Origin of the sequence: Limibacter armeniacum (assembly GCF_036880985.1) — a bacterium.
Classification (GTDB): Bacteria; Bacteroidota; Bacteroidia; order Cytophagales; family Flammeovirgaceae; genus Limibacter; species Limibacter armeniacum.
Genome location: NZ_JBAJNO010000004.1, coordinates 125476 through 137317, shown reverse-complemented (window position 1 = coordinate 137317; position 11842 = coordinate 125476). Strand labels below are relative to the sequence as shown.

8 protein-coding genes are annotated in these 11842 nt (G+C 40.6%); 1 reads left to right on the top strand and 7 read right to left on the bottom strand.

The features are described from left to right. Positions 1-76: 76 nt before the first annotated feature. From V6R21_RS04280 to V6R21_RS04260, 5 genes are all read right to left on the bottom strand, one after another. Positions 77-1447, bottom strand: a complete 1371-nt coding sequence (locus V6R21_RS04280) for a RagB/SusD family nutrient uptake outer membrane protein (RefSeq protein WP_334241207.1) — start codon at positions 1445-1447, stop codon at positions 77-79. Positions 1448-1461: 14 nt separating this feature from the next. Continuing rightward, a complete protein-coding gene (locus tag V6R21_RS04275) occupies positions 1462-5001 on the bottom strand; it encodes a SusC/RagA family TonB-linked outer membrane protein (protein ID WP_334241204.1) in 3540 nt (1179 codons plus the stop codon). 264 nt (positions 5002-5265) lie between these two features. Next, complete coding sequence (locus tag V6R21_RS04270) at positions 5266-6288, bottom strand: FecR family protein (RefSeq protein WP_334241202.1); 1023 nt, start codon at positions 6286-6288, stop codon at positions 5266-5268. A gap of 75 nt (positions 6289-6363) precedes the next feature. Further along, positions 6364-6960, bottom strand: a complete 597-nt coding sequence (locus V6R21_RS04265; protein WP_334241200.1) for an RNA polymerase sigma-70 factor — start codon at positions 6958-6960, stop codon at positions 6364-6366. 298 nt (positions 6961-7258) lie between these two features. Next, positions 7259-7699, bottom strand: a complete 441-nt coding sequence (locus V6R21_RS04260; RefSeq protein WP_334241198.1) for a winged helix-turn-helix transcriptional regulator — start codon at positions 7697-7699, stop codon at positions 7259-7261. A 93-nt stretch (positions 7700-7792) separates the two neighbouring features. On the opposite strand from V6R21_RS04260, the gene V6R21_RS04255 reads away from it, so the two are divergent. Beyond that, complete coding sequence (locus V6R21_RS04255) at positions 7793-8680, top strand: SDR family oxidoreductase (protein WP_334241196.1); 888 nt, start codon at positions 7793-7795, stop codon at positions 8678-8680. Between the two features lie 142 nt (positions 8681-8822). Here V6R21_RS04255 and V6R21_RS04250 read toward each other — a convergent pair whose 3' ends face one another. Together V6R21_RS04250 and V6R21_RS04245 are read right to left on the bottom strand one after the other, a co-directional pair. Further along, the gene (locus tag V6R21_RS04250) at positions 8823-10247 is read right to left on the bottom strand and encodes a glycoside hydrolase family 30 protein (RefSeq protein WP_334241194.1); all 1425 of its coding nucleotides are present in this window, start codon (positions 10245-10247) and stop codon (positions 8823-8825) included. A gap of 53 nt (positions 10248-10300) precedes the next feature. Next, positions 10301-11791 carry a glycoside hydrolase family 30 protein gene (locus tag V6R21_RS04245; RefSeq protein ID WP_334241192.1) on the bottom strand — a complete coding sequence of 497 codons (1491 nt, stop codon included), beginning with the start codon at positions 11789-11791 and terminating at the stop codon, positions 10301-10303. Positions 11792-11842: the final 51 nt, after the last annotated feature.

Here is an 11842-nt window from a genome sequence, read left to right as displayed (position 1 = left end):
GAAGATGCCACCACAGTGGGTGGCATCTAATTAGCTTATCGCTAAAGGCAATTCAACTATTCAAAAAATGAGTAAACTAGTAGTTTTGCTTTAAGTCAGGATGACGATCAACCGCACTCTGTGCAAATGGCTGAATATATAAAGGAGAGTTCGGCTTCAATGTGTATGTCGCTCCTTCATACTCCCTAACCAAAGTTTGGGCATATTCTGATTCAGTATTCAAGCGACGCAAATCCCAGAAGCGATTGAATGTGAAAAGCAATTCACTTGCACGCTCGTCAATAATGATCTGCATGGCTTCCTGAACAGATGTAGCTGTTTTTGCAACATAGCTTTCCGGTACAATACGTTTCATTCGGATCTCATTGACAATATCCATCGCTTCTGCAACTTGCCCTTTCCTTGCCAAACACTCTGCTTTCATCAGGTAGACTTCTGGTGTTCGCATTCCTGCCACATTGAACTGAAACTGGGAATAGAAAGTAAAGTAAGCATACAAACCTTCTGGTATAGCCGGACTGGTACGGAAGAAAGCTAACAGCCTTGTGTCTCCCTCTCCAAAACGTTCTATCACTTCTGGAGAAATAATGGAAAGGTAAGGTCCAAAACTAGTTCCTCCATACCTGAAGAGCAGGTTTTCTTCCATGTCAACATCCACCTTTGCAGGAACCTTGTTTAGGTAATAATTCACCATATCAAACAGGTAATCATTATGTACCAATGATTCTTCTGCCGCTGCCAATGCCTCATCCCAGCGTTTCATAAAGAGCATAACCTTTGCTTTCAGGGCATAACCCATTGCGATACTTCCTCTAAAGGTAGTCATGGGTTCATCCGTCAGTTCAGGAAGTGCCTCCTCTATATCCTTCAGTATAAAATCATACACTTCCTGCACTGTTCGCTGTGGAGGTGTAGTTTCAAGGTTAAATTCATCCCTGATAATAATACCCAAGTCCGATGAGGCTGTTGATGCATCATAGTGCTTGGCATAATTATTCACCAAAACAAAATGCTCAAATGCCCTTAAGATTTTGGCTTCCGCAATTACAGCTTTCTTTTTAGCATCAGTCCCATCAGATTCACTCACATTATCTAAAATGACATTATAGAGGGCTATTCTTTTATAGCAACTTGTATACAAGGCATCTGATTCCTGAAAGTAAGCGCGATCTATAGTTTCATCACAAAGGAAATTGGCTTGTATTAATGGATAAGTCAAATCCGTTACCATTGAGACTGTACGAGGCCATTGCTCACTTGTCAGGTACCCTAGATTTCCGATGTTATAAGCGAGGTCAGTACTGCTTGAGTTTGCTAACAGATATCCATAATCGTCCGCCGTCTCTAATGTAGTTTTACCTTTTGGCTCTATATCCAGATAATCATCACAGGCGCTTAACCATAAGCTTAACCCGAGCAAGCCTGTGATCCATTTATTGCGTATCATAGTAGTGTACATCTTTAGAAGTTCAAGTTTAGACCAAATGAGTAAGTAGGCATCTGAGGAAGTGAACGTACCCCTCTTTGTGCATCAAATGATTCTGGGTCAATCCCTTCATCGTTTGCTACCCAAGACAAAGGGTTGTTGACTTGCGCTCTGAGACGAACACCACGTGCTTTGATCTTTTCAGCCAAGTGTTGCGGCAACTGATAGCTCAAGGCTATGTTACGCACTTTTGCAAAAGAAGCATCCAAGATATGCGCATCAGCATATTTCCATTGTCTTCTTACTTCCTCACTGATACTTGCATCCCCAATTACAGGAATATCTGTATCTGTATTCTCTGGAGTCCAACTGTTCACGATATCTTCGTGAACATTACCAGATGACAAACCATATGAGTATAAATTCAGCACATCATTTCTCATAACATGGCCTGTATAGACGACTATCATCGTACTGATATCGAATCCTTTATAACCCAGTTGCAGTTGGAAAGAGCCATTCCATTTTGGTGTCAGTTGACCTGCATAAATCAATGCTTCAGGATCTGAGATTGTTGTTTTCGAAACTATATTGCCTTCCTCATCATACACAGAAGGAAAACCATCTTCTGACAGACCTGCATACTGATAAGCATAGATAGCATTGTACGGTACACCTTCATAATAGTAGCTATCTGGATAAAGTATCAAGTCAGATGCCTTTGATATATCTAGATCTGCTCTCTCGACCCTGTTTCGGTTACGCGCTGCAATAACAGTCGTGTTTACTCTCCAGTCACGGTTACGAACCCAGTCATAACCCAAGGTAATTTCAACCCCTCTGTTACTCATAGCACCATTATTGACGCGTTGACTTGCAAAACCTGTTGAAGGATCTAGAATCTTGGTTGCCAACAAGTCACTGCTGTATCGGTTATAAAACTCCAACGTACCGGTCAAACGGCTATCAAACAGAGCAAAGTCTGCTGCAACGTTTGTCGTTTCGTTTTTCTCCCAACGTAGTAATGGGTTTGGAGGATTGGAGATGGATGCTACATAGCCATCATCTTTTGAATACCTCATGCTGGCCACCAAAATAGGATATGTATTGGTATCTGAATTACCATTTATACCATATGATGTTCTCAGTTTCAATGAGTTTACCCATGGTATATTTTGCATAAAATCTTCATTGGATATATTCCACGCAGCTCCTACTGACCATAATGGACGATATCGGTACTTCGGATCTGTACCAAAGAAATTAGTCTGGTCAACGCGGAAACTTCCTGACAAGTTAATCCTGTCATCATAAGTGTAAGCAGCATTGGCATAATAGGATACATATCTGTTTGTCGATTCAAAAACAGAATTGATGTTTGACAGTCTATAATTCACATTGTATAATGAACTTGGAACACCATCCCCAAGCGACTCCCAATCCGGTGTTGATGAACTCATGATTTGGTCATCATAACCATAGAGAATATGGTTCTCATACAGTGTTGTAGTTTCTCTTGCTTCAAAACCCAATAATCCGCTTACAGCATGCATGTTGGCAAAAGTATGAGCCATATCCAGCTGAGTACGGAAGGTATAGTGCTGCTGGTCGTTTTTATAAGTTTGAAGGATGCCATTATCCGGAATATATGCCTCTACATTACCATTATCATCTATATGAGCATATTGATTATACATATAGCGCATCTGGTAAGAGTCCTTTTCTGTATAAGTTGACACATCCCTTATATTCTTCTCATACTGAAACTTCGTATTGACAGTCATCCAGTTAAGTGGCTGAACCTTAGCCTCCATAAAGGCTCTCAAATTTTGTTTATTATCTGTTTTGAAGTTTTGCTCCAACTCATCCAGAATATTGAACTCCATATTGTACAAACCTTCCTGCTCATCCAGCCAAAGCGCTTTTTCCTTGTTGATCAGGTACTGATAAGCTCTATTACCTTCATTGTCTACAATTTGCTCGTAGGGCATATTACTGGTATACCCATATTCTGAAGTGGTATTCTTTTGTTTGTCGAAAAGCGCATTAGCGCCGTAGCTAAATGTAAACCAATCCGTCACCTTCATTTGGTTCTTGAAATAAAGGTTCAGCCTTTGGTTTTTGTTATTGATTACCTGCTGCTTATTGTCTCTCCAGTTAACACTAAAGTTCAAGTTGTTTTTACCTACTCCTTTTCTGAAAGACATGTTATACTGTTGTGTCAATTGAGTCTGCAATGCATTGTCAATATATTGCTGACGGTAATCGTTATTGCGCAGCTTGTCAATCTGTGACATAGCCTCGCCCCTAGTCAGTTCACCTTTTGCTACCTGATAGAAGTAGTCATAGACCTTAGAGTAACTAGATACATTGTTGTTCAGCCCTTCAAAATATGCCAACGGATCTGCCTGATATGCTTCAAGCCCTTCCAGATAGTTAATTTCATAATCAATAATGTCAGAGGTTGAGGCATAGTCCATATACCCAAGATCAGGTCTTGGTGTAATCGTATAGTCTGCACTGAAGTCAATCTGTGTCTGCCCATCTTCTGCTTTTTTAGTAGTCACAACAATTACCCCGTTAGCTGCTCTTGAGCCATAGATTGATAACGCTGCAGCATCTTTCAATACAGTAATGCTTTCAATATCATTAGGGTTAATGTATGAAAGAGGGGTAGTAGTGTCATCACTATCTGGATCCATATCTCCCTCAACAGGTAAACCATCAATTACAACTAAAGGCTGTGTGCCTTTTCCAGTCAAAAATGTACCGACACCACGAATCGATAAATCCCCATTGTAGGTTGACAAACCTGCCACACGCCCTTCAATGGCAGAGGTGATATCCTGCACATAGAATTTTTCCAGTTGCTCATTGTCAACTTTCACGAATGAGCCAGTGACACGTTCAGCTGAAATCTCCTGAAAACCTGTCACTACAATCTCGTCCAGCTCCGTTGCATCCTTGTTCAGTTGAACATTTAGGGTAGTTTCACCTTTCCAGTTTAGTTGCTTTACTTCAAATCCGATATAAGTAAACTGAAACACAACATCATTACTGTTTTCAACTTGCAGGGCAAACTCCCCATTGAAATTGGTAATTGTGCCCACATTGGTACCCATTACCCAAACATTTACGCCAGGCAATGGAAGTCCCTGATCATCTGAAACAACTCCTCGTACAGTTACTTTTTCCTTTGTTTTTTGGGAAACTGGCATAATAACTACCAGGTTATCATCCTTCACCTCGTAAGAGAGTCCTGTTCCTTTCAAGACAAAGTTCAGTACATTCTCAACCGTCCAATCAGAAGCCTGAACATGTGCTATTTCCACATTCAGTGCCTTTCCATTCTTGAATACAAAACGATAAGAAGAATGCTTTTCGAGATATTGAAGTACTTCCTCTACTGAAACATTGTTCAGCTCAAAAGAAAAAGTGGGCTTGGGGTCTGTTGCGGCATGGACAGAGTTTCCTCCCATACCATTCAGTAGAAACAGACCCAGTAGAATAAAAATCACCTTTCTCCCCATCGTGCTTATGATAGGAAAGCTACAGGTATCACATAACTGTTTCATAAATAAAAAGTAAGATAGAATAAATAATGTAACAATTTGGGTTTGCTATACATAGCAATAAGGTACAGTCAACAGGGCTCAAAAATGATTGCACCTGTTCAAAAACAAACAATAAGAAATAGTATTTGAATTGGTCATCAGGACGCAGTTGTCCCAACAAATTCATATTAAATACGCCTACATTCAATAGACATAGCTGGTTGATTCTTGCTTAGCTTGGAGCGTAAATGATTTCTAAAAAGCAGCTAACGAACAGGTAAATTACTAGTGCTTACTTGAAGGTTTCAGTAAAACCTTTTGCTTTTCATCATCAATCTTAAACTCAAAACCACCTGTCTGGCTAAGGGTCAAAAGTATTTCAGCTAATTTTTTATCCTGAAAACGAGCCGTGTAAAGCCCTTTCTTTAGAAATGAATCTGAGAAAGTGAACTCATACCCATAGTACTTGGATAGTCGCATAGCAATCGCCTCAAGGTTCATCCGTCGGAAAGCGATCTCGCCATTCCTCCAAACACCTAAAATATCCTCCTCCAACCTTTTCGCCTCAAAACGCTCATTCGTCTTGTTGTAAAGCAGCGACTGACCTGGTTTCATCTGGATGATTTTCCCTCTTGTCTTTAGCCTGACTTTACCTTCCAAAAGGTCCACTTGCGCTAAATTCTCTGTGTTATATGCACGCACATTGAATTCAGTGCCCAGCACTTCGATTTCCATACCTTCCATCTCAATACGGAAAGGATGAGTCGGATCTTTTTGTACTTGAAAATAAGCTTCTCCATTTAAGTGTACCAACCGTTTTTCAGACGAGTAACTTTCGGGATACTCCAAAGTAGAATTCGCATTCAACCAAAACTTGGTTCCATCGGGTAATACATGTTCCGTTTGCATCTCAGAAGGCATGTACTCAGCAATCCATTTCTCTTTAGGAAAACCTTCCCAATGATCCGCTCCCCAATAAGTCAGAAGACCGAGCAACAACCCTATTAGCCAAGAAGCTGCTACAGGCAGTTGAAGCGGCACAAATCGCCTAGGCTTTTTCTTAGCTGAAAAATGTCCTTCTTCAGATACCATGGCATCAGCTTTTAGGCTTTCATGTAACTTCTTTTGCACTCTCAAGAGGTCAACACCATCAGGAATCTCCCAACTATTACTTGCTTCCCAAGCTGCATATATATTCCTGTTCAAAGCATCCAGACTTCGGTGCTCTTGAATCCAACGCTCTACTTCTTCTTTTTCATGCTGAGTACATTCGCCTTGCCAATATTTCTGAAAGAGTTGTTGATCCATCTTCTATTTTCTGCCTGTTTTTCGAGCGATTCTACTAGGTAGACTCAACCTAAGCGGTTTTACCCTACCCCGTTTTTAAAAAAATTTAATAAAAAGGAATAGCATGATGCTAAACATGTCCAATTTGCCTCCTGTCTTATCCTTTAAAAAACTCATAGCCAATGAAATATGCTTCTCTACAGTTTTGACAGAAATTTCTAACTCTTCTGCTATTTCTGCATAAGATTTTCCTTGGATTCGGTTCATCAGAAACACTTCCTTTCTTTTGTCAGGCATAGAATCAATGATCCCTTGTATCAATTCCCAAGTACTTTTGTCTTCCACTTCCCGATCTGTTCGGGTAGTTACGGAGTCTTTGAATACACTTGCTTCTTGCGCATAACGGGCTTGTTTACCTATACGGTCTAGGTGGGTAAGTGCGGTATTACGAGCGATTGTGAAAAGGTATGCATCTACAGAGCGGACAGACCCCAACTGTTCACGGTTAGTCCAAACCTTCATAAAAGTGTCCTGAAGAATGTCCTCCATTGCAGAAGGATCAGGAGCAAAGGATTTCAGAAAAGCCGCTAACCTAGGAGCATAAGACTGATAGATCCAGTCAAAAGCCTTGATATCACCTTTTGCCAAAGCTTGACAGAGCTGCTCTGACAGTTCTTTCGACTGTGCAAACATGGTCCAGATTGATTACAATTATTTCAATAGATACATTGCATAGGTGAAAAAATGTTAATGCAAGGTAAATAGAATATTTTGTAAAGGAAAGATATAAGCAATTACATTGTTCAATTATAACTATGTATAATACAAAATAAATCACCTAAAAAGACCCTAAATCAACAGCATATATTTTGAGAATAAACGGTCAGGCATATCTTTTCTAAATGGATAAATCAAAAGATACTCGCCCACCTTATTTAGCCTGTTTCCTTAAGCTTTCAAGATGTCCATTTTACCATAAAAGATCCTTTATTTATACCCTTGTACTCAGCTCTCTATCTTTCATAATATTATCCATATTTCCTTTAGCCCACTCTACTAATTCATGGATGATCGGCAGAAGACTTCGCCCTCTTTCTGTAAGTTCATACTCTACCTTTGGTGGCACTTGTGGGTAGACCGTTCTTTTGATCAAGCCATCTGCTTCCAAATTTTTAAGCGTCACGGTCAACATTTTTTGGGAGATAGATTCAATGCATTTATAAATCTCATTGAAACGAAGCGTCTGACCTTCGTCTAAAACCAAAAGTATTAGCGTTGACCATTTGTCTCCAAACCTGTCTAAGATATTACGGATAGGACACCTATCAGCATCATTATATTTTTTCATTTCTTTCATTGCTATAAACTGCTGATTGTCAATAATAATTACTTTCAAGTAAGTAACTCCCAACAACGTAAGTTCTTGATTCACAGTCAGGATCAATCTACCTTTGACTTACTAAAAGTAAGTAATCATACAATAAGTAAGTAAAGATAAATTCAGTAACTATTAAATCCATCAAAAATGGCTAAAATATTAATTACAGGAGCGACAGGAGGACTAGGAAGTACCGTAACAGCATTTTTGGGTGAAAAACTCCCTACAGAAGACATTGCTGTAATGGTAAGAGACAGCAACAGTGAAAAAGCTGTACAGTTTCGTCAAAAAGGAATTGAGGTAAGAGAAGGGGACTATGACCAACCTGAGAGCCTCAATGAAGCTTTTACAGGAATTGAGGTACTTTATTTTGTTTCAGGAAATGACTTGGTTGCTAGATTTGAACAACACAAGAATGTTGTCAATGCTGCCAAAAAAGCTGACATCAAGCATATCCTCTATACAAGCTCCGTAAGAAAGAATGAAAGTGAAGATGCTCCACTACATCTGGTTGTTGGCTTGCACGCTCAAACAGAAGAATTGATCAAGGAGTCTGGCATTAACTACACGCTTCTGAGACACAACCTTTATGGGGAGGTGATCCCAATGTTTATTGGTGACAAAGCCAAGCTACTGGAAAGCAAAACCATTTACCTTCCTACCGGTAAAGGAAGCACTGCATTTGTATCCAGAAGAGACCTTGCTGAAGCTGCTGCCAATATCCTAGCGGATGCCAAAGCTCATGAAAACAAAATCTATGAGTTTAACGGTAGCCAAACTGTTACTTTTGAACAGATTGCTCAAATCATTTCAGAGGTTACTGGTGAACAGATTAACTATGTATCACCAACCAAAGAGGATTTTGAAAGTACCATGGCTTCATACGGATTACCTGAAGGCATTATTGGTATGTTGACCATGTTTAGTCTGGGTATTGCAGACGGTGAATTTGACCAACAGGTTAATGACTTTGAAAAGATATTGGGCAGAGAAACTCAATCCATGAAAGACTTCCTTACAGCTGTTTACGCTTAATATAAGCATACGAACAGACCTTTAGATAAGCGGCAGTTACTCATTTGGCATTAGATGGGTAACTGCTTTTTTTATCAAAAAAAAGACCTTCGCAAAAACGAAGGTCTTGTGTTGGCTAACAAAAAATAAAACGGTTCAGTTTTTACCAAACAATTGTCATAACACTTCCAGCTTCAAGCTTGAACTGTCTTTTGGTTTCACCGTAATTCACATCAAATTGTTTATCTACATCACTATCATTCAGCACAATTTGCACTACTTTGTTGTCAGTAGTTTTGAAGGCTACATTTGGTAAATGATCAGGTATATTGCTTTCTACTCTTACAGCTCCCGGACGAACATATCTCGAAGCATGGGCAATAATATAGTAAGCTGGGTTTCTTGTTACTGTATCACCATCTATAGTGATGGCACCCAAACACTGGTTACATCCTCCCCTGTCTGTATATGGCTCTAACTTTGAGTCAGCTGCCAGATTCCACTCAAGCACTGTACGGCTCCAGTTACGTGTACCACCGATAATCAGCTCACGTGTATGCCAACGGATATCTTTACTGAAGTTACCTGGTGCGCCAATCCACTGCTCCGTGAAGTAGATATTCTTATCCGGATGTGCTTCGTGTACTTCAGACAAAGCATCAATGGTTCCTCCATATAAATGGAATGCAGAACCGTCTACATATTGGTTGGCTTCTTCATCATTCAGGATTGTAATCGGATAGTCAGGTCTATCAGCATTATGGTCATAGGCAATCAGCTTGGTAGACAGTGCAGCCTCTCTGATTTTTGGTCCCAAATGGTTCTTGATAAACTCAGCCTGATCCTCAGGGTGCATCAGCAAGCTTGGGTTGTTCCCTGGGTGAAGCGGCTCATTCTGAATAGTCAGGGCATCAATATGGATCCCTTCCTCTTCCATCTTCTCAAGGTACTTTACCAGATAATCTGCATATGCACCATAAAACTCTGGCTTCAGCTCACCACCCCTAGTATCACCATTGGTCTTCATCCACGTTGGTGGCGACCAAGGAGATCCCATGATTTTTAACTCAGGAAATATTTTCAAAATGTCCTTCAGAACAGGAATCAGGTCCTCTCTTGCCTTAGCCAAGGTAAAGTACTTCAGCTCAGGGTCAGTCTCTACTCCCTCTGGAAGATCATCATATGAATAAGTTTCAAAATCAAGATCAGATGCTGCAACACTGATACGCAAATAGCTGAAACCTACTTGCCCATCCTTGGTTCCAAACAGTTCCTCCAACAGCTGCTGTCTTGCTTCAGGAGACATCCTGTTGATATGGTAAGCACTGCCACCTGTCAACGTAAAACCAAATCCATCGATCTCCTGATATACTTTTGACGTATCAATGGTAATGTGCTGAACTTGCTCCTCGTTCTCTGAAAGGCTTGCTTCCAAGGTTTGCTGCTTTTCAAAAAGTTTGGTCTTGTCAGGAGTGGTTACCACTACTTCAGATGGTCCATTATGCGAAACTGTCTGCTTATCACAACCTGCCCATATGGATGCAGCCAAGCCTAACGCCAGTAATGTTTTTTTATTTATAGAATTCATAGCCAAATTTTTAGTCATTACAACCAATAAGGTTATTCGTTAAAAGATTTTGATTACAGATTCTGAGGCTGATCCAGCATCAGTGTTGAAATCGAGTGAGGCAATGCTTTTGCTTCCAACACCTTCTCACCATACACCAGCTTGTAAGTAACTTCCTTGTCAGTCTTGTTCATTACGACCATCGCAATGCTACCATCTGTATTTTTGAAGGCTGTTGTCAGCAGGTTATCACGGCTTGACGAAGACATAATACGCTCAGCACCTGGACGAACGAATTTTGAGAAATGTCCGATGTAGTAATAGGAGTTAGTATAATGCAGCTCTCCAGTACGTGTATCAGCATGAATTGGAGCAAAGCAGAAGTTCTGAACATGGTTTGGTCCACCATTTTCATTTAACAGAATGTTCCAGTCTGTCCACGCTACCGTTCCGTTATTGAAATCATTGATCATGCTATAACCGTATCGCTCACCCAATGCCCAATTATCCATTTCATCCCACTTGAACTTCTCAACACAACCCTCTGTAAATACCAAGTTCTTGTCAGGATATGCCTCATGTACATTCTTCAGGTTTTCGAAATTCATTCCGCTTCCAGTCCAAGTCTCGTACCAGTGGAAACCAACACCCCATACATATTTGGCAGCTTCTTTATCATTCAGAATCGTACTGGCTCTTTGGTAAATCAGGTCCCTGTTATGATCCCAAACAATCAGTTTCTTGTCCGCCATACCATTTTTGTGCAGTGTCGGGCCCAAGTAATTTTTCACAAAGTCTCTCTCATCTTCAGCAGTATAAACACATGACTCCCAACGTTGAACGGCCATTGGCTCATTCTGCACTGTCAATCCCCAGATTGGTAATCCTTTGGCTTCATATGCCTGAATAAACTTCACATAGTAGTCTGCCCAAGTCTGTCTGAACTCAGGAAGCAGTTTACCGCCTTTCAGCATATTGTTGTTGTCTTTCATCCAAGCTGGAGGGCTCCAAGGGCTGGCATAAAGAGGCAACATCTGCCCAGCTGTCTCCATCGCCTTTTTGATCAGTGGGATACGGTACTTCTCATCATGCTCGATGTTGAATGTCTTAAGCTCATCATCATTATCTGCTACGTAAGTATAGCTGCCAGGTCCAAAGTCTGCACTATGAATCGTGGTACGCATCAAGGAGTAGCCAATACCATTTTCCTGATCGTAATAAGCCTTTAAGAAATCCTGCTGCTTTTCTTCAGACAATGTGGCAAAAACCTCTGCTGATGCATCTGTTACTGCCCCACCAATCCCGACAAACTTCTGAAAATGGTGTGCCGTATCCAGGTAAATAAAATGCTCCGTCTCTACAGGTTGCTTGTAAGCTCCGAAGACAAGCTCCTCCCCTTTTGAAATCTTCAGGTCGGTATCTTTAGCCGTTGTATAAACCGATACTGTTTTTGAGTTTACAGGTACATTCTTTTTTGCCTCGCTCTTTGCTTCTTGAGGGGCTTCAGCAGGTTGACAAGCGGCTGTTGTCAATGCTAAAAGTCCAATTGATATATATCTTTTCATTTCTTCTGACATCAATTTTTTGGGGGTTAGGGCGACTGCACAAAAAGGCAG